The sequence below is a fragment of the Mesorhizobium sp. C268A genome, assembly GCF_040324475.1.
Classification (GTDB): domain Bacteria; phylum Pseudomonadota; class Alphaproteobacteria; order Rhizobiales; family Rhizobiaceae; genus Mesorhizobium.
Genome location: NZ_JAMYVX010000001.1, coordinates 694,206 through 715,102, shown reverse-complemented (window position 1 = coordinate 715,102; position 20,897 = coordinate 694,206). Strand labels below are relative to the sequence as shown.

At 62.0% G+C, this 20,897-nt stretch carries 20 protein-coding genes and 1 pseudogene; 11 read left to right on the top strand and 10 right to left on the bottom strand.

Translation table 11 applies throughout. The annotated features are described in order from the left end of the window. Positions 1–40: 40 nt before the first annotated feature. From NKL06_RS03580 to NKL06_RS03565, 4 genes are all read left to right on the top strand, one after another. Entirely contained in the window at positions 41–1,228 is a 1,188-nt protein-coding gene (locus tag NKL06_RS03580; protein ID WP_023671481.1) for an amino acid ABC transporter permease, read from the top strand. Positions 1,229–1,232: 4 nt separating this feature from the next. Further along, on the top strand, positions 1,233–2,390 hold the full coding sequence (locus NKL06_RS03575; RefSeq protein ID WP_023700666.1) for an amino acid ABC transporter permease: 1,158 nt from the start codon (positions 1,233–1,235) through the stop codon (positions 2,388–2,390). A gap of 76 nt (positions 2,391–2,466) precedes the next feature. Further along, a complete protein-coding gene (locus NKL06_RS03570) occupies positions 2,467–3,270 on the top strand; it encodes an amino acid ABC transporter ATP-binding protein (protein ID WP_023671483.1) in 804 nt (267 codons plus the stop codon). A gap of 105 nt (positions 3,271–3,375) precedes the next feature. Next, positions 3,376–4,041 carry a TIGR02117 family protein gene (locus tag NKL06_RS03565; protein WP_023694679.1) on the top strand — a complete coding sequence of 222 codons (666 nt, stop codon included), beginning with the start codon at positions 3,376–3,378 and terminating at the stop codon, positions 4,039–4,041. 193 nt (positions 4,042–4,234) lie between these two features. On the opposite strand, the gene NKL06_RS03560 is transcribed toward NKL06_RS03565, so the two are convergent. Together NKL06_RS03560 and NKL06_RS03555 are read right to left on the bottom strand one after the other, a co-directional pair. Next, positions 4,235–5,473, bottom strand: a complete 1,239-nt coding sequence (locus tag NKL06_RS03560; protein WP_023694680.1) for an FAD-dependent monooxygenase — start codon at positions 5,471–5,473, stop codon at positions 4,235–4,237. 19 nt (positions 5,474–5,492) lie between these two features. After that, the gene (locus tag NKL06_RS03555; RefSeq protein ID WP_023705697.1) at positions 5,493–5,738 is read right to left on the bottom strand and encodes a zinc-finger domain-containing protein; all 246 of its coding nucleotides are present in this window, start codon (positions 5,736–5,738) and stop codon (positions 5,493–5,495) included. Positions 5,739–5,971: 233 nt separating this feature from the next. Between NKL06_RS03555 and NKL06_RS03550 the strand changes: the two genes are divergently transcribed. Together NKL06_RS03550 and ppx are read left to right on the top strand one after the other, a co-directional pair. Further along, on the top strand, positions 5,972–8,164 hold the full coding sequence (locus NKL06_RS03550) for an RNA degradosome polyphosphate kinase (protein ID WP_023694681.1): 2,193 nt from the start codon (positions 5,972–5,974) through the stop codon (positions 8,162–8,164). Next, positions 8,164–9,696: an exopolyphosphatase gene (gene ppx, locus NKL06_RS03545; protein WP_023694682.1), complete on the top strand. Its 1,533-nt coding sequence runs from the start codon at positions 8,164–8,166 to the stop codon at positions 9,694–9,696. Before NKL06_RS03550 ends, ppx begins: the two co-directional genes overlap by 1 nt. A 257-nt stretch (positions 9,697–9,953) precedes the next feature. Here ppx and NKL06_RS03540 read toward each other — a convergent pair whose 3' ends face one another. The 6 genes from NKL06_RS03540 to NKL06_RS03515 all read right to left on the bottom strand — a co-directional run bounded on the left by NKL06_RS03540 (position 9,954) and on the right by NKL06_RS03515 (position 15,904). Further along, positions 9,954–10,361: a DoxX family protein gene (locus tag NKL06_RS03540; RefSeq protein ID WP_023808293.1), complete on the bottom strand. Its 408-nt coding sequence runs from the start codon at positions 10,359–10,361 to the stop codon at positions 9,954–9,956. Between the two features lie 138 nt (positions 10,362–10,499). Further along, positions 10,500–10,922 (bottom strand): DoxX family protein, encoded by a 423-nt coding sequence (locus NKL06_RS03535; RefSeq protein WP_023694684.1) that lies wholly within the window; start codon positions 10,920–10,922, stop codon positions 10,500–10,502. A gap of 255 nt (positions 10,923–11,177) precedes the next feature. Continuing rightward, positions 11,178–12,575: a class II fumarate hydratase gene (fumC, locus tag NKL06_RS03530; protein WP_023694685.1), complete on the bottom strand. Its 1,398-nt coding sequence runs from the start codon at positions 12,573–12,575 to the stop codon at positions 11,178–11,180. 587 nt (positions 12,576–13,162) lie between these two features. Next, the gene (locus NKL06_RS03525; protein WP_023694686.1) at positions 13,163–14,149 is read right to left on the bottom strand and encodes a glycosyltransferase family 10 domain-containing protein; all 987 of its coding nucleotides are present in this window, start codon (positions 14,147–14,149) and stop codon (positions 13,163–13,165) included. A gap of 103 nt (positions 14,150–14,252) precedes the next feature. Continuing rightward, positions 14,253–15,014: an SDR family oxidoreductase gene (locus tag NKL06_RS03520; RefSeq protein WP_031209156.1), complete on the bottom strand. Its 762-nt coding sequence runs from the start codon at positions 15,012–15,014 to the stop codon at positions 14,253–14,255. A gap of 128 nt (positions 15,015–15,142) precedes the next feature. Beyond that, positions 15,143–15,904 (bottom strand): NIPSNAP family protein, encoded by a 762-nt coding sequence (locus tag NKL06_RS03515; protein ID WP_031209154.1) that lies wholly within the window; start codon positions 15,902–15,904, stop codon positions 15,143–15,145. Positions 15,905–15,989: 85 nt separating this feature from the next. Between NKL06_RS03515 and NKL06_RS03510 the strand changes: the two genes are divergently transcribed. Next, positions 15,990–16,676, top strand: a complete 687-nt coding sequence (locus NKL06_RS03510) for a TetR/AcrR family transcriptional regulator (protein WP_023694689.1) — start codon at positions 15,990–15,992, stop codon at positions 16,674–16,676. 18 nt (positions 16,677–16,694) lie between these two features. On the opposite strand, the gene NKL06_RS03505 is transcribed toward NKL06_RS03510, so the two are convergent. Further along, positions 16,695–17,288: a hypothetical protein gene (locus NKL06_RS03505; protein ID WP_023808292.1), complete on the bottom strand. Its 594-nt coding sequence runs from the start codon at positions 17,286–17,288 to the stop codon at positions 16,695–16,697. 132 nt (positions 17,289–17,420) lie between these two features. On the opposite strand from NKL06_RS03505, the pseudogene NKL06_RS03500 reads away from it, so the two are divergent. Beyond that, positions 17,421–18,544: pseudogene (locus NKL06_RS03500) on the top strand (metallophosphoesterase). A 50-nt stretch (positions 18,545–18,594) separates the two neighbouring features. Here NKL06_RS03500 and NKL06_RS03495 read toward each other — a convergent pair. Then, the gene (locus NKL06_RS03495) at positions 18,595–18,774 is read right to left on the bottom strand and encodes a CsbD family protein (RefSeq protein WP_023694693.1); all 180 of its coding nucleotides are present in this window, start codon (positions 18,772–18,774) and stop codon (positions 18,595–18,597) included. Between the two features lie 171 nt (positions 18,775–18,945). On the opposite strand from NKL06_RS03495, the gene NKL06_RS03490 reads away from it, so the two are divergent. The 3 genes from NKL06_RS03490 to NKL06_RS03480 all read left to right on the top strand — a co-directional run bounded on the left by NKL06_RS03490 (position 18,946) and on the right by NKL06_RS03480 (position 20,635). Continuing rightward, on the top strand, positions 18,946–19,599 hold the full coding sequence (locus NKL06_RS03490) for a glutathione S-transferase family protein (protein WP_023694694.1): 654 nt from the start codon (positions 18,946–18,948) through the stop codon (positions 19,597–19,599). Between the two features lie 30 nt (positions 19,600–19,629). Further along, complete coding sequence (locus NKL06_RS03485) at positions 19,630–19,959, top strand: YciI family protein (protein ID WP_023824496.1); 330 nt, start codon at positions 19,630–19,632, stop codon at positions 19,957–19,959. A gap of 466 nt (positions 19,960–20,425) precedes the next feature. After that, positions 20,426–20,635 carry a cold-shock protein gene (locus NKL06_RS03480; protein WP_023671502.1) on the top strand — a complete coding sequence of 70 codons (210 nt, stop codon included), beginning with the start codon at positions 20,426–20,428 and terminating at the stop codon, positions 20,633–20,635. The last annotated feature ends 262 nt before the right edge of the window (positions 20,636–20,897 follow it).

Genomic DNA, 20,897 nt, shown 5'->3' with positions numbered 1-20,897 from the left:
GATCATCTGCCTTCCGGTTTCTCTTTCCAGGGGATGAGCAATGGCGTCGCAGGAAGTTCTTCGCGAGGAGCCGAGCCGCGGTTCCTTCATCAACGATCCGAAAGTCCGCGGGTTTTTCTTCCAGGCGGTGGTTGTCATCTTGCTGGTGGCGGGCGTCTGGTGGATCGTCCACAACGTCATCGTCAACCTGCAGCGCCTGCATATTACTTCCGGTTTTGGCTTCCTGAACAACCGAGCAGGCTTTGACATTCCAGTCAGGCCCATCGCTTATGATTCCGATTCGACCTATGGCCAGGCCATTGTCGTCGGGCTTATCAACACCATTATCGTCGCCGTTGCCGGCATTATCACCGCGACCATCATTGGCTTCATTGTCGGCGTCGGCCGGTTATCGCGCAACTGGCTGGTTCGCAAGATTTGCACGGTCTATGTCGAGGTGTTCCGCAACATCCCGCCGCTGCTGGTGATCTTCTTCTGGTATTCAGGCGTGCTCGCGGTACTGCCGGCGCCTCGCGACAGTTTCAATTTGCCGTTCGGCTCTTTCCTCAACCAACGCGGTTTCTATTTTCCGCGCGCTATCTGGGGCGACGGCTCCTGGCTGATGTTTGTCGCCTTGCTTGTCGGCATCGCCATGGCTTTTTTTGTCGCGCGCACGGCACGCCAGCGGCAAATGGCAACCGGCCAGCAGTTTCCCGTATTCTGGACTTCGGCGGCGCTGATCGTCGGCCTTCCGCTCCTGGCCTATGCGCTGAGCGGCTTTCCCTTGAGCTTCGACTTTCCAAAACAATCGACCTTCAACCTGACCGGAGGCTTTCAGATCGGGCCGGAGTTCCTGTCTCTCTATTTGGCGCTGTCCTGTTACACGGCCTCCTTCATCGCCGAGATCGTGCGCGCCGGCATTCTCGGCGTCAGCAAGGGTCAGACCGAAGCGGCTGGCGCCTTGGGGCTGCGGCCGGGATCTATCCTGCGGCTTGTCGTCGTTCCCCAAGCCATGCGGATCGTCATCCCGCCGCTGACCAGCCAGTATCTCAACCTGACAAAGAACTCGTCGCTGGCCATTGCCATCGGTTACCCCGACCTGACGGCGATCGCCGGCACAGTGCTGAATCAGACCGGTCAAGCGGTCGAGGGTGTGCTGATCATGATGGTCGTCTATCTCATCATCAGCCTGGTGACGTCGGCGGTGATGAATGTGGTCAACGCCAGGATGGCGCTGGTGGAGAGGTAAGACCATGCAGGAACATGATACCTCCTGGGTGCGGACCGAAATGGCACTCGCTCAACAAGCCCCGGCCGGCGTGCGGGGGCCTTTGGCCTGGGTTCGCAAGAACCTGATCGGTTCGGTGGGCGACGTCATCCTGACTGTAGTGGCTATTGCGCTGGTGGTGATGATCGTGCCGCCCGTCGTCAACTGGGCCTTCATCAACGCCCAGTGGACGGGGCCGGACCGGACTGTATGCGCCACGGTGGCGCAAGGCGGCATCCAGCCGGACGGCTGGTCAGGCGCCTGCTGGGCCTTCGTCAACGCGAAGTTCGGCCAGTTGATGCTTGGCCGCTATCCCCTGGAAGAGCGCTGGCGGCCGATCCTGGTCGCCGTCCTGTTCGTGGCGCTGCTGGTGCCGTTGCTGATGCCACGCGTGCCGCGGAAGGGGTTGAACGCCATTCTTCTATTCCTGGCACTGCCGATCATCGCGTTCGTGCTCCTGGTCGGCGGCATCTTCGGCCTGCCGCATGTGGAGACCCAGCTATGGGGCGGGCTGCTGGTGACGCTGAGCCTGTCCTTTGTCGGCATTGCCGTGTCGCTGCCGATGGGCATCGTGCTGGCGCTCGGCCGGCGCTCCAAGATGCCGATCGTCAAGACACTGTGCGTGGTCTTCATCGAGTTCGTTCGCGGCATCCCGCTGATCACCGTTCTGTTCTTTGCCAGCGTCATGCTGCCGCTGTTTCTGCCGGCCGGGGTTTCGTTCGACAAATATCTCAGGGCGCTGATCGGCGTCTCGCTGTTTGCCGCGGCCTATATGGCGGAAGTGGTGCGCGGCGGCCTGCAGGCGATCCCCAAGGGCCAGTATGAGGGTGCGGATTCGCTTGGCCTGGGCTACTGGCAGAAGATGGTGCTGATCGTGCTGCCGCAGGCACTGAAGCTGGTCATCCCCGGCATCGTCAATACCTTCATCGGTATGTTCAAGGACACAAGCCTCGTCATCATCATCTCGATGTTTGACCTGCTTGGCGTCGTCAAGCAGAACTTCTCGGACGCCAATTGGGCGACGCCACAGACCGCGAGATCCGGTCTCATCTTTGCAGCCTTCGTCTTCTGGCTGTTCTGCTTCGGCATGTCGCGCTATTCGATGTACACGGAACGCCGGCTCGACACCGGCCACAAACGTTGATGCATGTCGCCCAAAAGTGTTTAGCGGTTTTGGGACAACGACATGCATCATAGACAGAAAAAAAGGGGAACCTGCCATGGTCATAGAAAACGCCGTCAGCGCCGAAGAGATCAAGGTCGATGCCAAGAAGATGCACATTTCGACCACCGATGTCGCCATCGACATCATCGGCATGCACAAATGGTATGGCGAGTTCCATGTGCTGAAGGACATCAACCTCAAGGTGATGCGCGGCGAGCGCATTGTCATCTGCGGTCCTTCGGGCTCGGGCAAATCGACCATGATCCGCTGCATCAACCGGCTGGAAGAGCACCAGAAGGGCAAGATCATCGTCGACGGCAAGGAACTCACCAACGATCTCAAGAAGATCGACGAGGTGCGCCGCGAGGTCGGCATGGTGTTCCAGCACTTCAACCTGTTCCCGCATCTGACCATCCTGGAGAACTGCACGCTGGCGCCGATCTGGGTGCGCAAGACGCCGAAGAAGCAGGCCGAGGAAATCGCGATGCACTTCCTCAAGCGCGTCAAGATCCCCGAACAGGCCAACAAATATCCGGGCCAGCTGTCGGGCGGCCAGCAGCAGCGCGTGGCGATCGCGCGTTCGCTGTGCATGAACCCGCGCATCATGCTGTTCGATGAGCCGACCTCGGCGCTCGATCCAGAAATGATCAAGGAAGTGCTGGAGACGATGGTGGGCCTGGCCGAGGAAGGCATGACCATGCTGTGCGTCACCCACGAAATGGGCTTTGCCCGCAAAGTCGCCAACCGGGTGATCTTCATGGATCAGGGCCAGATCGTCGAACAGAACACGCCGGCCGAGTTCTTCGACCATCCGCGCCACGAGCGCACCAAGCTGTTTCTGTCGCAGATCCTGCACTGAGCATTTTCATGCGAACCAAAAGAGCCCGGCCGTAATGCGGCCGGGCTCTTTTGCTATCTGGGGTCGGGGTTGATCTTCTCCATTGAAACACAAAGCCGCCGCCGCATGAGAAAAGCCCTGCGTTTCGTGGCCATACTGATTATCGTGGTCGCGCTCGCTGCCACGCTCGGCACGCTGGTGCCGCGTCCGCTGTGGCCGGCGTCAGCGGCGGGTGAGGGCACGCGCCATATTCTGGTGCTGGAGAATCCGATCCACACCGACATCGCCATTCCCGTCGACGACGAAGTGCGCCGGCGCTTCCATTTCCTGGTCGCTGCCGGCATCCCTGTCGACGCCCCGGAAGTGCGCTACATCGTCTTTGGCTGGGGCGGCCGGGCCTTCTATCTGGAGACGCCGAGCTGGTCGCAGCTGAAAGCAGTGCCCGTCCTCAAGGCGCTGACACTGGACGCCTCGGTCATGCATGTCGATATCGCCGGGGCCATCGCCGAGCCGCACCCTGCTGTCACCGGTTTCGACATCGATGAGGAACGTTTTGCAGCGCTGCTCGACTATATCGACGCGAGTTTCCAGCAAGGGCCGCATGGTCCGGTCGTCATCGAGAACGCCGCCTATTCCAGCTTCGACCGCTTCTTCGAGGCGAACGGCCATTTCAACGCGCTTGTCGGCTGTAACACCTGGACAGCCGCCGGCCTGCGCACCGCCGGCCTGCGCACCGGCTGGTGGAACCCGCTGCCGGCCTCGCTGGGCTTGTCGATGCGGTTTTATAACTAGCAGTCCTTCATCGCACCGCGGGGACAGCACTCCCCTCTGGCCTGCCGGCCATCTCCCCCGCAAGAGGGAGATCAGCCGTTTTGCCCGCGCTCCTGCTGCAACGCCGGCGATTTTGGCGAAGGCGACGGCGACATCCAATCTCCCCCCTTGCGTGGGAGATGTCCGGCAGGACAGAGGGGAGTGGGAAGGATCGCTACGTTGACGATCTAGACTGCCGAGTGTCCGCTCGCCATCCATAGAGCCAGTCGAGGTCGGCGGCGAGCTTGTCGGGCGAGCGCATGGCCAGGAACAGATTGCGGGCGATCGCCACCGGGCCGGCAGCATGCCAGGCGAGGCGGTTTACGGCCCCACGACGCGCGGCCTTGGCGACACGCGGCCGCCGAAGATTTTCCCAGATTTGAAAACTTCTGGGCAGATCGCCAGGGAAATCGGCGATAGCGTCGGCAAGCGTGATGGCATCCTCGATCGCCATTGCCGCGCCCTGTGCGGCAAACGGCGTCATCGCATGCGCGGCGTCGCCGATCAGCGCGATGCCCTGCGGGCTCGTCCACCGCTGTTGTTCGACGGTGTGGATCGGAAAGGCCGTCCATGGACCGGCCAGTGCCACAAGCTTCGTCAGGCCCGGCGCGGTGCCGCGCAGGGCAGCCGTGAGGATCGCAGGATCGGCATGGCCCGACCAACCTTCGGCCATGCGCTCACCCTTGGTGAAGGCGGCGAGATTGAAGGCCCGGCCTTTGCTGACGGGGTAGGCGACCATGTGGAAGCCTGGATGCAGGAACGTGGTGACGCAGTCGGCGGCGCCGATCGCGACAAAGGCTTCGCCGGCGGCGCTCTCGGCCGCGATCGTGACTCGCCAGGCGAGTTCGCCCGAAAAACGGCTTTTGACGAAGTCCTCGCCTGCGAGTTGCGCCCTGACCGCCGACCAGACGCCGTCGGCGCCGACCAGCAGTTTGCCGCGTGCCTCGATCTCGCGGCCGTCCACTTCGGCGGTCACGGCGACATATTGCGCGTCTTTGACGATGCCGGTCACGCGGGCGCCGGTGATGAGCTCAATCTGCGGCCGTTCAGCCATTTGCGCCAACAGCGCTGCCTGCACATCTGCGCGATGGGCGACAAGATAGGGCGCCTGCCAGCGCGCTTCGGCGGCGTGCCCGAGCGGTACCCGCGCCAGTTCGCGCAGCGTCCGGGCGTCCTTGAGCACGACCGCTTCCGACCGCAACGCTGCCGGCAACAGCCGGTCGAGCGCGCCGAGTTTTCGAAGAATGCGTGTTGCGTTGGGCGAAAGCTGGATGCCGGCGCCGGCCGCTTCTAGGTGCTGTGCCTGTTCGATAAGCTTTACCGGATAACCCCGTCCGGCGAAGGCAAGGGCGGCCGTCAGCCCGGCGATGCCGGCCCCGGCGATTATGACCTGCCGGGACCTTATGTCTTCCATCGGGCTTGTCGCGGAAGGATCAGGCGGCCTGGTCGATATAAAGGCAACCAGCCGGCAGCGTTTCCGTCGCCCTCAGCTTCGCCGAATAGCGGTAGAGCGTCGAGCAATACGGGCAGACCTTTTCATTGTCGTCGCCCATGTCGAGGAACACATGTGGGTGGTCGAAGGGCGGGTTGGCGCCGGTGCACATGAATTCCTTGACGCCGATGTCGATTGCCGGATGGCCCGCATCGTTCTGGAAATGGGGAATGGAACCGCCTGCCATCGTCGTCTCCTTGATCTCGTCGAAAAGCATCTGGAACATAACAGGCCTGTTTGCAAGATCGATGAGATGAAACTGTCGCAAAAGCCTGTCAGAGGATACGGTGAGCCGGTTAAGTGCATGTCCCTGAAATCGGAATGGTTTTCGCCGAAGGGTCATGCGTTACAAAAGCGTGTTAGAGGCATGGCACGTCCAGCGGCGCTCCAAGGGACGGTTGGCGGGGAAGAGCAGGAACCATGAACGAACTGAAGCCGGTGCAGAGCGAATTCATCAATGTCGAGGTGGCGAGCCCCGACGGCGGCAACCCCGATAGGTTCGTCAACCGTGAGTTCTCCTGGCTGCAGTTCAACCGGCGTGTGCTCGAGGAATCGCAGAACGAGCACCATCCGCTGCTCGAACGCGTCCGTTTCCTGTCGATTTCGGCCGCCAATCTCGATGAATTCTTCATGGTCCGCGTCGCCGGCCTTGCGGGCCAGGTGCGCGAAGGCATTGCGCTCAAGAGCCCCGACGGCCGCACGCCGGAGCAGCAGCTGGAACAATTGCTGCGCGAGGTCGAGCGGCTGCAGGAGGACCAGCAGAACAGCCTTTCGGCGCTGATGTTGCTGCTCAACAAGGAAGGCATTGAGAGCATCACCCGCGACGCACTGACCAAGGATGAAAAAGTCTGGCTGGAAGACCATTTCCAGGACCAGGTTTTCCCGGTGCTGACTCCACTGTCGATCGACCCGGCGCATCCGTTTCCGTTCATTCCCAATCTCGGCTTCTCGATGGCGCTGCAATTGCGCCATCGCAAGAATGGCGAGGAGATGAGCGCGCTTCTGCGCCTGCCGGTGGCGCTAAAGCGCTTCATCCGTCTGCCCGACCGCAAGCAGCACGTTCGCTTCATTCCGTTGGAGGAGGCTGTCGGCCTCTATATCGGCAAGCTGTTCCCCGGCTATGAGGTCAAGGGTTCCGGCACCTTCCGCATCATCCGGGACAGCGATATCGAGGTCGAGGAAGAGTCGGAAGATCTCGTGCGCCTGTTCGAGACGGCGCTGAAGCGGCGCCGCCGCGGTTCGGTCATCCGCATCGAATTCGACAAGTCGATGCCCGGCGAATTGCGCGAGTTCGTCGCCGGCGAGCTTGGCGTCTCTTCGAGCCGCATCAGCGTTCTGACCGGCCCGCTGGCGCTCAGCCAGATTTCCGAGATCGTCGCCGTGCCGCGCGACGACCTGAAGTTCACCCCCTACAATCCACGCTTTCCCGAGCGCATTCGCGAGCATGGCGGCGACTGTTTCGCGGCCATCCGCGAGAAGGACATCGTCGTCCACCACCCCTATGAATCCTTTGACGTGGTGGTCCAGTTCCTGCGCCAGGCGATGGCCGACCCGGAGGTGGTGGCGATCAAGCAGACGCTCTACCGCACCTCCAACGACAGCCCGATCGTGCGCGCCTTGGTCGACGCGGCCGAGGCCGGCAAGTCGGTAACCGCCCTGGTCGAGCTCAAGGCGCGCTTTGACGAGGAAGCCAACATCCGCTGGGCGCGCGACCTCGAACGCGCCGGCGTTCAGGTCGTGTTCGGCTTCCTCGAACTCAAAACCCATGCGAAAATGTCGCTGGTAGTGCGGCGCGAGGACGGCAAGCTGCGCAACTATGTGCATCTCGGCACCGGCAACTACCATCCGGTGACCGCGCGCATCTACACCGACCTGTCCTTCTTCACCACCGATCCGACGATCGCGCGCGATGTCGCCCAGCTGTTCAACTTCATCACCGGCTATGCCGAGCCGACCGATGAGATGCGGATCGCCATCTCGCCGTTTACGCTGCGCAGCCGTATCCTCAAGCACATTGCCGACGAGGTCGCCTACGCGCAGGCTGGCCGTCCGGCGCGCATCTGGATGAAGATGAACGCGCTCGTCGATCCCAACATCATCGACGCCCTCTATGACGCCAGCCGTGCCGGCGTCGAGATCGATCTCGTCGTGCGCGGCATCTGCTGCCTGCGGCCGCAGGTGCCCGGCCTGTCGGAAAACATCAGGGTCAAGTCGATCGTCGGCCGCTTCCTCGAACACAGCCGCATCTATTGCTTCGGCAACGGCCATGGCCTGCCGTCGGACGAGGCGATCGTCTACATCGCCTCGGCCGACTTGATGCCACGTAATCTCGACCGCCGCGTCGAGACCATGGTGCCGATCACCAATCCAACGGTGCATGAACAGATCCTTGGCCAGATCATGCTGGGCAACATCATGGACAACCAGCAAAGTTTCGACGTATTGGCTGACGGAACCTCCCGGCGCGTCGTGCTGGAGGAGGGTGAGGAACCGTTCAACGCGCAGGAATATTTCATGACCAATCCGAGCCTGTCGGGACGGGGTGACGCGCTGAAGTCGCATGCGCCCAAGCGCATCGCGCAGTTCAAGCGTCGCAAGAAGAACACCGGCTGATGATTTCAACGTCCCAAGGCCGGCTGCAGGATCGCCGGCCGCTGTCCATCATCGACATCGGCTCGAACTCGATCCGCCTTGTCGTCTATGAAGGGTTGGCGCGCTCGCCGACCTTGCTGTTCAACGAAAAGATGCTGGCCGGCCTCGGCCGCGGCATCGTTTCGACCGGCAAGCTCGATCCCGAGGCGGTGACGCGCTCGATGGAGGAGTTTCGCCGTTTCCGCGCGCTCTCCGATCAGGCGGGTGCTGAGCACATGTTTGTGCTGGCAACGGCCGCGGCCCGCGAAGCGATCAACGGCCCCGATTTCATCCACCGCGCCCAGGATGTGCTCAAGACCGAGATCCGCGTGCTCACTGGCCGGCAGGAGGCGCATTATTCGGCGCTTGGCGTCATTTCGGGCTTCCACCCCGCCAATGGCATTGCCGGCGATCTTGGCGGCGGCAGCCTGGAGCTTATCGACATCAATGGCGAGGCGATCGGCGACGGCATCACACTGCCGCTGGGTGGCCTGCGGCTGCAGGATATGGCCAGGAATTCGCTCGCCCAGGCGGCAAAGATCACCCGCGACGAACTGGCGCGCGCCAAATTGTTGAAGGGCGGGCTGGGACGGCCCTTTTACGCCGTTGGCGGCACCTGGCGAAACCTTGCCCGGCTGCACATGGAAATGACCAACTACCCGCTTGGCGTCATGCACCACTATGAGATCGGTGTCGAAAGCGCCGCCAATTTCCTGAAGCAGGTGGCGAAAGGCGAGATCGAGAAGGTCAAGGGCATCGAAGGTGTGTCGAAGAACCGCCGTTCGCTGCTGCCCTATGGCGCGGTCGTGCTGCAGGAGATCATGGCGGCGATGCAGCCGTCGAAGATCATCGTCTCGGCATTGGGCGTGCGCGAAGGGTTTCTCTATTCGCTGCTCGACCCTGCCGAGCAGAAGGCCGATCCGCTGGTCTCCGCTTCGGAGGAACTGGCGCGGCTGCGGTCGCGCTCGGTCACCCATGCGCATGAGCTTGTCGAATGGACGGACAAGACCTTTGCCGCCTTCGGCATCGACGAGACGGAGGATGAGGCGCGCTATCGCCACGCTGCCTGTCTGCTGGCCGATATAGGCTGGCGCGCACACCCGGAATATCGCGGCAAGCAGTCGCTCAACATCATTGCCCACGCCTCCTTCATCGGCGTCGATCACCCCGGCCGTGCCTTCCTGGCGCTGGTCGGCCTGTTCCGCCACGAAGGCGTGTTCAACGATGCGGCGCCGGAAATCCGCGGCCTGGCGACGCCGCGCTATCTTGATCGCGCCCGCATCCTGGCGGCGGTGCTGCGCGTCGTCTATCTGCTGACTGCGGCCATGCCCGGCGTCATGCCGCGGCTGAAATGGGAAAACCGCGGCAATGGCACGTTGGCGCTGGTGCTGCCGGCCTCACTTTCCGATCTTTACGGCGAACGCCCGGCCGGACGGCTGGCGCAACTGGCGCGGATCACCAACCGCCGTCTGGTGCTGGCGGTCGAGGGTGGGCAGAGCGTGTCGGTGAAGTAGGCGCGGCCTGACAGCAAAACCATGTCGTCGTCGGTCTCGCGTTCGAGGACCGGCTTCCTCAATCCGTCGCTGCTTCGCACCGCCACCTTCCCCCTCCGGAGGGAAAGGAAGGGAGCCTCGTTGGAAAGCGTTGGCGGCAATAGGCTCCGCCCTTCCAATACCCCGTCGATGGGGGGTGGCTCGGCGAAGCCGAGACGGAGTGGGGGGTCGACCTGGCACGGGCGTCGATGGTTCAACCGGGACGATATTTGACGATATCAAACCGCGGCGCGGCGCCCGTCGATCGACCAGGCCCCGGCGCCGGCCATGGCTAGCGCCAGGAATCCACCGGCGATGGCAATGTCCTTCATCAGCATCTGCTGGTGCAGGAAGGTGAGCATCGGGTCATCGCCGCCCTGGCCGTAGTGGCCGATGGAGCCTGCAACGATGCAGAAAGCGGCAAGAAGTATCGCAATGACCGGCGTCTGAAAGCCGACCAGTATCAAGAGACCGGCAATCAACTCGAACAGCCCGGTGCCCCAGGCGGCAAGCGTCGGCAATGGCATGCCGAGGCCGGCGAAATAGCCGGTCGTCCCGGCAATGTCGGCGAGCGCGTGGTAGCCGGAGGGAACGAGCAGGGCGGCGAGCAGCAGCCGGGAAATCAGAAGCAATGCATCGCGGGGCATGGTCATCTCCGTTGTCTGTCCGCCGGCTGTTTCGAGACCGACCCTAGCAGGGATGGGACGGGCGCGCGCTTGGGCAGACAACGAAAAAGCGGCGTGGAAAATTCCACGCCGCTTTTTTCAGGCTTGGGAAGGGAAAGCTCAGCCGCGCTTGGCGTCGATCGAGTAGGCGCCAGGGCCCGAGGAAGCCAGCAGCAGGAAACCGCCGGTGATGGCGACGTTCTTCAGGAAATGGATCATCTGGTTCTGGTCGGCCCAGCCGGTATGGGCGACAAAGGCCGAGGCGATGGTGAAGACCGCGAGCACCCAGGCGGCGATGCGGGTCTGAAAGCCAACGAGCACGGCAAGGCCGCCGAGCAATTCGATCAGGCCGACGACAATGGCCGTTACGGTCGGCACCGGCAGGCCCATGGCGCCGAAATAGCCGGCGGTGCCCGAAATGGCGGTGAGCTTGCCGAAGCCGGAAAGCAGGAAGATGGCGGCGAGCAGGATGCGGCCGAGCAGGATGGTGGTGGAGCTGTTGGACGCGATGCCGGCGCCGGCAGCGGAAGTGTTGATGGACATGGTGGCTCTCCGAAAAGGGTTGATGTCCCGTCAGATAGACCAAGCCGACTGTTCACCAAAGCCGCCAGTCCGGCGACACATTGTTCACAGGACGTACATTTCGGGATCGTTCGACCGACGCAAAATTCTTGTCGCGGCCAGCAGCGGCGGGAGCAAATTGTCCCGCCACAAAATTCGGATTTCTAGTTGACGCAATCCCCAAGAAGAGGGCTGCGCGCTTCCCGAGGAAACGCAAGGCACTTCCCCTGGAATCGCTTAACCCGGATGCGTCATGTCCTCCGGCCGCACCAGCCGGTCGTAGTCTGCCTCGCTGACCAGCCCGGTGGCCAGTGCTTCCTCGCGCAAGGTGGTGCCCTTCTTGTGCGCGGTCTTGGCGATCTTGGCGGCATTGTCGTACCCGATCGTCGGCGCCAGCGCGGTCACCAGCATCAGCGAGCGGTCGAGCGCGGCTTTGATGTTGTCTTCGCGAGCCTCGATGCCGAGGACGCAATTGTCGGTGAAGGAGATCGAGGCGTCGGCCAACAACTGCACCGACTGCAGGAAGTTGTAGGCCATCAGCGGGTTGTAGACGTTGAGCTCGAAATGGCCCTGGCTGCCGGCGAAGGTCAGCGAGGCGTTGTTGCCGAACACCTGCACGCAGACCTGCGTCAGAGCCTCGCATTGGGTCGGGTTGACCTTGCCCGGCATGATCGAGGAACCCGGCTCGTTTTCCGGCAGCGACAGTTCGCCGAGGCCCGAGCGCGGGCCGGAGCCGAGGAAGCGGATGTCGTTGGCGATCTTGAAGAGGGCGGCGGCCGCCGCGTTGATGGCGCCATGCGAGAACACCATGGAATCGTGCGCGGCGAGCGCCTCGAACTTGTTCGGCGCGGTGACGAAGGCAATGCCGGTAATGTCGGCGATGCGCGCCGCCACCTTTTCCGCAAAGCCGACCGGCGCGTTGAGGCCGGTGCCGACGGCGGTGCCGCCCTGCGCCAGTTCCTGCAGGCCGGGCAGCGTCATCTCGATGCGCTTGATCGAAGAGGCCACCTGCGCGGCGTAGCCGGAAAATTCCTGGCCCAGCGTGAGGGGTGTCGCGTCCTGCGTATGGGTGCGGCCGATCTTGATGATGTGGGCGAAGGCCTTCGTCTTGACCTCGAGCGCAGCGTGCAGATGCTTCAGCGCCGGCAGCAGATCGTGCACGATGCGCTCGGCGCACGCGATGTGCATGGCTGTCGGGTAGGTGTCGTTCGACGACTGGCTCATATTGACGTGGTCGTTAGGGTGCACCGGCTTCTTCGAGCCCATGACGCCGCCCAGAAGTTCGATCGCCCGGTTGGAGATCACCTCGTTGGCGTTCATGTTGGACTGCGTGCCCGAGCCGGTCTGCCAGACGACCAGCGGGAAATGATCGTTCAGCTTGCCGTCGATCACCTCTTGCGCCGCCTCGATGATCGCCTTGCCGACTGCCGGATCGAGCCGCTTCAACTCCATATTGGCTTCCGCCGCCGCTCGCTTGACGATGCCGAGCGCACGCACGATCGAGGCCGGCTGCTTTTCCCAGCCTATCCTGAAATTGCCGAGGGAACGCTGCGCCTGCGCGCCCCAGTAACGGTCGGCGGCAACCTCGATGGGGCCGAACGTGTCGGTTTCGGTTCTGGTCCTGGCAGCGGTCACTTGTCTCTCCGACGATCGAATTCGGCAACGGCGTATCGCGTTGCACAATGGCCTTCAAGCAGAGATTGCGGCCGGCAGGCAGTAAATCGGTTGAAGCAGTAGCGCCGGCCTTCGGGATCCTGCACCCTCCACTTTCGTGTGAAGGAAATTGCTCCTCAGTGCGGCTTGATCCCATGAAGTGGACGGAAACTTGCGGATTTAGCTCGATAAGATCATGTCGAGCTGGCGGATTGCTCTACGCAAACTTCCCCCAGGATCAGCAATGCGCAATTCATGTCTACCTACTCTACCTACGAGCGACGCTGCCACACAAACTACCATCCGTGCCGGCGTCTCACTGGCAACAGCAGCGATGAGGTAGCTTATGCACTTGTCCTTCTGTTCAGTTTCCCGACCAAAATCCGGCATCGCATCCGGATCGAGCTTCGGATCGCGAAACCGAGAATTTCAAGTCCACCCTGGGAGCGCCTCCACATAGCCTCGGAGATTTCCAAGATGCATGGCGGCAAGGTCGAAGCCGTCTCGACGTCGCAAGAGACGCTCTTTGTTCTCCGTATTTTGCTGAAAGCGCGCCTGATCGCGGACCGTCAGCTCGGAACCTTTTTCCTCCAACGGCGCAGCTTTGTCCTGAGATAGGATCTGTAGCTGAACGGAAGTGTTCGCCGTCCGGAAGGCTTGCTTGTCCGCGCCTCCAGACGCTGGCGCACGACGCTCATCAGTCTGCAGAACGCGGGTGTTTCCAATGATTGCACCCGTTTGACGAGGTTGTCGGGCAATGGCTTTGAGCGCCAGTCGAAATAAGCCTCGTAGTCTTGCGGCGTTGCGATCAGGTGCTGGAGATAGGCTGCAAGATCGCTGGCGCTGGCGAAGGCACTGGCGTCAATAAAGGAGTGCTCCGGAACGAACTCGTCCACATTGGGAGCGCCAAGGTAGATCGGCACCGTGCCCGCCATGAACGCGTCATAGATTTTCTCGGTGACATAGTCGGCCTCGATCGAGTTCTCCATGGCCAGGCAGAATTTGTGCCGCGCAATGGTTTCGATCTTGGTCTTCGAGCCCAGATCGGGGCCAGAGACCGATCGGTTGTTGCGATATCGGCCATAAGAATCGATCTTGATGCGGCGCGCCAGTTCGTTCGCCAAATCGACACGGCCGCTATAATTCAGGCCGGCCGACTGGAAGAGTGCGACCGGCGCTTCTTCCGTTTTCGGTACGATTGGTCTGGCCAGCGCATCTTTCCACCACACCGCACGCGGAAGGTAGGGTACCCAGACATCGGACCGGGATTCATGCGTCATGATGATATCGAAGTGCCGCATGATTTTGGGGTCGGCAAGTCGCTTGTAGTTTTGGCCGCATTCCATCGACCAGGCGACCCAATATTGACCAGGGTATTTGTAGGCATCGCCAACTTCGCGAAAGTTCGGAATATGGAAGACGACTGCCGCGGCCTCGGAAATCCGTCGTTTGTCCAGTGTCCACCGCCCGGGCATTTCGCACTGTATCGACGCGATATCGACGGGTTTGCTGAAGAACGTTGTGTAGAAGAGGATCAGTGGATCGATAGACGGCATGGCACCACGAATGTCTGAAGCATTGCTCAATCTGCAGACAGACGCGGTATCGGAAGTTTGGTCAAGTGCTCCGCTTGTTCGAGGCCGAGGGCCGTCCAAACGGTCACCCCGCCGTATACCCGCCATCGATCGCGAAAATGCCGCCGCTGGTCCACGCCGCCTCGTCGCTGGCCAGATAGACGGCGATGCCGGCAAGATCGCTGGTCTGGCCGATGCGGCCGAGCGGGTAGCTGCGCTCGACATAGGTTTTCAGCTCGGCTTGCGCTGCCGCCGGCAGGTTGTCGATCGACTTGCGCCGCATGGCGGTGTCGACCGTGCCGGGCGCAATCGCATTGACCCTGGTGCCGCGCGGACCAAGCTCGAAGGCCAGCGACTTGGTCAGCGAATTCAGCGCGCCCTTGGACAAGGAATACAGGCTCGACGGCCGCTTCGGGATCATCTTGTCGGCGAAGTAGGACGAGATATTGATGACGGAGGCGTTGGCGCCGAGATGCGGCAGCAGCCGCTGGGTAAGGAAGAACGCCGCCGTCACATTGAGCGCGAAGGATTGCTGGAATTGGTGCTCGGTGACGGTCTCGAAAGGCACCAGATAAGCGACGCCGGCATTGTTGACGAGGATGTCGAGCGGGCCGGTTGCTTTCGCGCGATCGACCACGGCATCGATGCCGGAAGAGGTCGAGAGATCGGCCGACTGGGTGCCGACGTTGCCCGCCGCCGCAAGTGTCTCGCGGGCGGTCTCGAGCTTGCTGGTGTCGCGACCGACGATCAGCACGTCGGCGCCCTCGCGCAAGAAAGCTTCCGATGTCGCCAGGCCGATGCCGTCCGAGCCGCCGGTCACCAGTGCTCGTTTGCCAGAAAGTCTCATTGAAGGCCAAGTCGCATCGAATGCTCTCGCTGTTGCCCGCGTCACGAAGGCAATGCCGATCGGCGAGGGCGGTCAAGCCGCCGGCCTATCGCTCAGTATGAACTTCGGTTGGCCGCGTGCCGATCCGGTTACCGCAGCAGCGACTGCGACGTCGGCGTCAGGCGCAAGGTTTCGGTCCGCCAGGTCACATCGGCCGCTTGCCATTGGGGCGAAGCGGCAACTGCGGCTTCGTAACTGGCATGCGCCTCGGGACTGTCGAAACCCGTCACCGCGATAAAGACGTTTTCGCTCAAGCGCACCGGCAGGCGGGGAAAGCTGTTTTCAGCGTGCTCGGTGATGAAGGCGCCAAGCAACCGTCCGCCGGCGCCGATAAGGACCGGAACGGCGTCCGTTTCGAAATTGCCGGCGAAATCGGCTTCGGCGCCAGACCGCAGATGATGAATCTGGATGACAACAACACCGGTCAAGCCATTGTCTGCGCTTGGCTTTCCATCCGCCGGCATGGCGCCTCGCTGCGCGCCTGACAGATCGAAGCCGGCGCCTGGCCATGCCGACTTCAAGAGCAGTACATCGTCGGAATCGATCATCGTCGCATTGGCGGCGTCGCGGTGCGCCGTCCACACCGGCCCGTCATAGAAGGCGGTGAGCGCCTGCTTCCGCGCTTCCATGCCATCGAAGCCGCGCAGCCAGACGAATATGTCGGGGCGGTCGAGGTCGCGGAACTGTCCGATGATGGTCATGCCGGCGTGTTCCTGGCCTTCGATGAACCGACTGTCGAAGATGTCGATCAGCGTCTCGCGCCGGCCCGGCTTCAGCGTGTACTGCCGCAACTCGACGACAGGCGAAGCGAGCAGGCTTGCCGTCGCAGGCGCATTCAGGGGTACGGTCATTGTGTCGTCTCCAAAAAACAGGATGATCATCCGGTTTATAAAACAGACCGGTTGTCCTGTTTTGTCAATCTGCTATCGTTGGCAAATGTCAGCAGAGATTGCTCGGGCTCCGAAAGGGCCGCCGCGAAAACGCACCAACGATCCCGAAGGGCTGCGCAACAAGGTGCTCGATATCGCCGAAGCGTCGTTCCAGGCGCGTGGCTATCATGCATCCGCTCTTGGCGAGTTGATGACGACCGCAGGCGTCAGCGGCGGCGCGCTGCATCATCATTTCCCGACGAAGAAGGCGCTCGCTCTGGCGGTGATCGAGGAGCGCGTGGCAGCGGCCCTCGATGAAACCTGGATCAACCCTGTACGGGCGGCAGGCTCGGCGCGCGAAGGCGTGCGCGCGGTGTTCGAGGCGGTGGCGACCGAGCTTGAGCAGCAAGGCTTCGTGCGCGGCTGTCCGCTCAACAATCTGGCGCATGAACTGTCGCTCGCTGACCCGGATTTCCGCGCCGCTCTGGACGATATCTTTGCCGGATGGCGTCAGGCGGTTGCCGACAAGGTGCGAGCCGACCAGCAGTCGGGCAGGGAGCAGGGCACCGACCCCGAGCGCTTTGCGGCACTCGCCATCGCCGCCTATTCCGGCGCCATGTCGATGGCCAAGACGGCACAGGATGCCAGCGTGCTGCGCGATTGCCTGGCCGAACTTCAGGGCAGCTCAACGCCGCCATTCCCGAGCAGAGCGAAGCGGCGTCGCAGGATCCTGCTGCGGCCGGGAAAACCTTGAGGCCGGAACTGCGCTGTTCTAGTTGGAAAGCGGCTTGATCGTCTCGTAACCGTTCACCGATTCCGCGCTGGTCCCTTCGTCGTAGCGCCGGGCGAGGGACGCCTGCAGATCGGGCGCATAAAGCGCGGTAAATGTGTCCAGCGTTTCGCCGGCGCCGTTCTTGAAGGTCTCCGTGACCGCCAGCACGTTGTATTTGCAGCCGCCGACGTTGAACGTCTCCTTGCCCTTGACGACCAGGCTCAGCGTCTTGGTGCTCTTCGGCTGCTTGTTCGGCGACAGCTCGACGAATTCGATCGTGCTCTTGGCTCCCGTCTTCAGCGGAAACAGTTTTCGCAGATCGGAAAACGGGATCGTCGCCACCCGTCCGGTATCGCTGTCGCGAAACACTTCGACCAGGCCGGCAAACAGGAACTGTGTCTGCGGCGATTGCGATTCGTAGTTGTTGGCGACGGACACCATGCCGCCGGCCACCGGCCGAAACTCGCTGCGGACGCCAGGCATTTCCAGAACGAAGCCGGCCTTGGCCGATTTTGCGTCGACACAATCGGCGGCATGCACCGCAGCCGCCGGTAGCAACCCAGCCAGCACCACGCCTATCGAAACGGCTCTCATGAAATCCTCCCCCTCTGCTTGTATTTGCTGCGCGCCAGCATGACCCAAGAAATGCCAGAGCCACAGTGCCGTGTCGACCTGCCATTCCTGGCAACTGGACGGTGGGGCGCCGGCTGTGCTGAATTTCAGGTCATGAATCGCAAGCTCGTCCTCTCCCGTCGCAATTTCCTCGCACAGGCAGCCGGCCTTGCCATGGCTGGTATGCTGCCGCGCGCCGCGCTTGGCCAGACCGGCAAGCGCATCCAGCCCATCGACGCCACCTTTCTGTTCATCGCCGATGTCCATGCCTGCCGCATGTCGAGCGGCCTCAGCCCCAACTGCCTGGAGGAAGGCAAGACCGATGCCGCGCTGTTGCGCAATGTCGCTGTTCTCAATGGCTTGGCCGGCCGGCAATGGCCAGTCGAGATCGATGGCGTTGCAACCCGCCTGCGTTCGGCCGGCAGCCGCATCGATGCGCCGCTCGGCCTCGTTGTCGGCGGCGACATCACCGACGATGGCGGCGGCCAGATCACCGAGCCCAGCGAAGGCACGCAACTGTTGCAGTTCAGCCAGCGCTATCAACAAGGCGTCGGCCCGGACCGCGTGCACATGCCGGTCTATGTCGGCCTCGGCAACCACGATCTCGACCAGAATGGCTCGCCGCCCCATGTCGACTGGTATCGGCGTGAATTGCGCGACTATGTCGAGGTCAACCACCGCCCCGGCGTGTTCTTCAAGCCGCCGGTGCCGGCCACCGAATACGATGTCGACACCGACTGCTATTCCTGGGACTGGGGCGGCCTGCATCTCGTCCAGACCCACCGCTTTGCCGGCGACACCGGCCATGGCGCGGTGAGCAGCCTGCCGTGGCTGAAGCAGGATCTGGCGACCTACGCGGCGGATGGCCGTCCCGTCATCCTGTTCCAGCACTATGGCTGGGACACTTTCTCGGTCGAGCGCTGGGACCCGGCCAAGCGCACCTATGACGATGACGGCGCAGGCGCGCCGCACTGGTGGAGCGAGGCCGACCGCCAGGCGATGCTGGCGGCGCTGAAGGGCTACAATGTCATCGCCATCTTCCATGGCCATCAGCACGAAGTGCCTATGATCTACAAAGCGATGGCCTCGACCTGTTCAAGCCGAAGGCTGCCTATATGGGTGGCTTCGCGCTGGTGAGGGTAACCGGGGACGGCATGGACGTGGTGCTGGGCGAGGCGGCGGGCGACCGGGGCGGGGTCAAGTTCACCAGCGCCTTCAGCAAGAGCCTCAGCCTCTGACAAGAAAAAGGCGGCCTTGAGCCGCCTTCCTCATTGCCTGCAAGATCGAATCAGAGCGCCTTTTTGATCTTGTCCTTCACGTCGCCATAGACCTTCTGCACCTTGCCGGCGGTCTTGTCGGCCGTGCCTTCGGCCTGGGTCTGCCTGTTGCCGGTCGCCTTGCCGCCGACCTCCTTGACCGAGCCCTTGACCTGCTTGGCCACGCCGGCAACCTGATCCTTGTTCACCATCTTTGCATCTCCTGGGATTCCGGGGATTCATTCGCAGGAGGCAAACGGGCCGGCTTGGCTTAGGTTCCCTGGGCGGCGATCATCGTCGCATCTGGTCGCTTATATGGTCGCCGAAACGCTTTGCCGCGTCGTATCGTGTGACTAGTGTGACGAAATTTTGGGGAGACCGCCTTGGCTGAATTTACGCTCATCATCGCCAACAAGTGCTTTTCGTCCTGGTCGCTGAGGCCATGGGTGGCGATGAAGCATCTGGAGATCCCGTTCGAGGAAGGTTTCGTGCGCCTGCGCACGCCCGAGACTTTTGCCGCTCTGGCGAAAGTCTCGCCCACCGGCCTTGTGCCAGTGTTGAATCACAATGGCAGGATTGTCTGGGAAACCCTTGCCATCCTTGAATATCTGGCCGACCTGTTTCCGGAGAAAAAACTTTGGCCGCAGGATATCGGCGCCCGCGCCTTGGCTCGCTCGGTGGCGACCGAGATGCATTCCGGCTTTCGCGAGGTGCGCTATGGCTGGCCGATGAATTTGCGCCGGCCGAAGGGCCACAAGCCGCTCGACGCCGAAGGCGAAATGCAGCGCGCGCGCATCGAAACGATCTGGCGCCAGTGCCGGGAACAATACGGCAAGGGCGGCCCCTTCCTGTTCGGTCATTTCACCGCGGCCGATGCCATGTATGCACCTGTCGTCACCCGCTTCGACACCTATGGCGGCGAACTGGCGCCCGACACGCGCGCCTATGTCGACGCCGTGCTGGCAACGCCGGCGATGCGGCACTGGTATGCAGAAGCGGCGAAGGAGACTTGGCCGGAACCCGGCCCGGACGAATAGGACCACTAATGACATCACGGTGAGTGACCGATGGCCAGCAATGATGGACCGCGTGAGACTACCGCGCCAACAATCTTCCACTGCCGGCTGATCCCGCCTCGGCCGGACTTCGCCTTCACCCTGACGGAGGAGGAGAGGGAGTTGATGGGCCGGCATGCCGACTATCTGCGCGGCAAGCTTGCCGAGGGCACCATGATCCTGGCCGGGCCGGTCGCCGACCCGGCCGGTCCTTGGGGTCTGCTGATCCTGCGTGTCGGCAGCGAAGCCGAGGCAAGAGCGGTCACCGACGGCGATCCGGTGTCGAGCTCCGGCCGCGGTTTCCACTACGAGATCCTGCCGCTGATCAGCGCGATCCTGTAGGCCGCCAGCGTGAGTTTAAGGAAAGTGTGAAACGGTTTTCCCCTGGGAATTGCGTCAGACAAGGGCACTTACAAGAACGCCTCTCGCACCGTTTAATGCGCGGGAGGCGTTCTTTTGCCAGCATTACCGAGATTGCTCTCTGAATTGCTGACACCACGGAAATGCGCCGGCTTGCGATTGGTTCCGGGGCGTGGAATATTTTTTGGAACGCCTTGAGCTCCGCCACCTCGTCAGTTGAGGCTTATGCCTCAGGCACCCTCAGGTTGAATTTGGGCTCCGGCCAAACCAGAAATTGACTCGGCGCTAAAAGAAGTCTATAAGAAACATGTCGATATTTGTTTGACCGACTTTTGTTATCCGCGCATGATGCGCGCCTTTGACGAACTTCCCCATCAAAAATCGAGACAAAACGCTGTTGTGCAGTCGCACGATGGTGAACGAATATTTGCCAGGGAAAGGGTTCTTCATGGCCACCGGCACAGTGAAATGGTTCAACGCCACCAAAGGTTTTGGTTTTATTCAGCCTGACGACGGCTCCGCCGACGTTTTTGTCCACATCTCGGCCGTAGAGCGCGCCGGCATGCGTGACATCGTCGAGGGCCAGAAGCTCGGCTACGAGATGACCCGCGACAACAAGTCGGGCAAGATGTCCGCCGACCAGTTGAAGGCGGCCTGATAAGGAATTCGGCCTTCCGGTGACCACGGATGTACTGGCACCGATGAAAGGCTGAAAGGAGCGCCTTGCGCATCCAACTGGATGCGCGGCGCTTTCATGGAAGGTCAGGCGGTGCCTGGCCTTTTTCATTTTGTGCGTCATGCCGCTAAAAGTGCGCCGCACGCCGGCCGGAACGTGCTAAGGGACGATCCAGCAATCTGAACCGCCCATACTGCCCCGCTGCCGTATTGCTTTGGTCGTAATCGAAGACCGCTCTCGCTCT

Coding starts and splice junctions, on each gene's coding strand:
- NKL06_RS03580 (WP_023671481.1), top strand. CDS start 41: ATGGCGTCGCAGGAAGTTCTTCGCGAGGAGCCGAGCCGCGGTTCCTTC.
- NKL06_RS03575 (WP_023700666.1), top strand. CDS start 1,233: ATGCAGGAACATGATACCTCCTGGGTGCGGACCGAAATGGCACTCGCT.
- NKL06_RS03570 (WP_023671483.1), top strand. CDS start 2,467: ATGGTCATAGAAAACGCCGTCAGCGCCGAAGAGATCAAGGTCGATGCC.
- NKL06_RS03565 (WP_023694679.1), top strand. CDS start 3,376: ATGAGAAAAGCCCTGCGTTTCGTGGCCATACTGATTATCGTGGTCGCG.
- NKL06_RS03560 (WP_023694680.1), bottom strand. CDS start 5,473: ATGGAAGACATAAGGTCCCGGCAGGTCATAATCGCCGGGGCCGGCATC.
- NKL06_RS03555 (WP_023705697.1), bottom strand. CDS start 5,738: ATGGCAGGCGGTTCCATTCCCCATTTCCAGAACGATGCGGGCCATCCG.
- NKL06_RS03550 (WP_023694681.1), top strand. CDS start 5,972: ATGAACGAACTGAAGCCGGTGCAGAGCGAATTCATCAATGTCGAGGTG.
- ppx (WP_023694682.1), top strand. CDS start 8,164: ATGATTTCAACGTCCCAAGGCCGGCTGCAGGATCGCCGGCCGCTGTCC.
- NKL06_RS03540 (WP_023808293.1), bottom strand. CDS start 10,361: ATGCCCCGCGATGCATTGCTTCTGATTTCCCGGCTGCTGCTCGCCGCC.
- NKL06_RS03535 (WP_023694684.1), bottom strand. CDS start 10,922: ATGTCCATCAACACTTCCGCTGCCGGCGCCGGCATCGCGTCCAACAGC.
- NKL06_RS03525 (WP_023694686.1), bottom strand. CDS start 14,149: ATGCCGTCTATCGATCCACTGATCCTCTTCTACACAACGTTCTTCAGC.
- NKL06_RS03520 (WP_031209156.1), bottom strand. CDS start 15,014: ATGAGACTTTCTGGCAAACGAGCACTGGTGACCGGCGGCTCGGACGGC.
- NKL06_RS03515 (WP_031209154.1), bottom strand. CDS start 15,904: ATGACCGTACCCCTGAATGCGCCTGCGACGGCAAGCCTGCTCGCTTCG.
- NKL06_RS03510 (WP_023694689.1), top strand. CDS start 15,990: ATGTCAGCAGAGATTGCTCGGGCTCCGAAAGGGCCGCCGCGAAAACGC.
- NKL06_RS03505 (WP_023808292.1), bottom strand. CDS start 17,288: ATGAGAGCCGTTTCGATAGGCGTGGTGCTGGCTGGGTTGCTACCGGCG.
- NKL06_RS03495 (WP_023694693.1), bottom strand. CDS start 18,774: ATGGTGAACAAGGATCAGGTTGCCGGCGTGGCCAAGCAGGTCAAGGGC.
- NKL06_RS03485 (WP_023824496.1), top strand. CDS start 19,630: ATGGCCAGCAATGATGGACCGCGTGAGACTACCGCGCCAACAATCTTC.
- NKL06_RS03480 (WP_023671502.1), top strand. CDS start 20,426: ATGGCCACCGGCACAGTGAAATGGTTCAACGCCACCAAAGGTTTTGGT.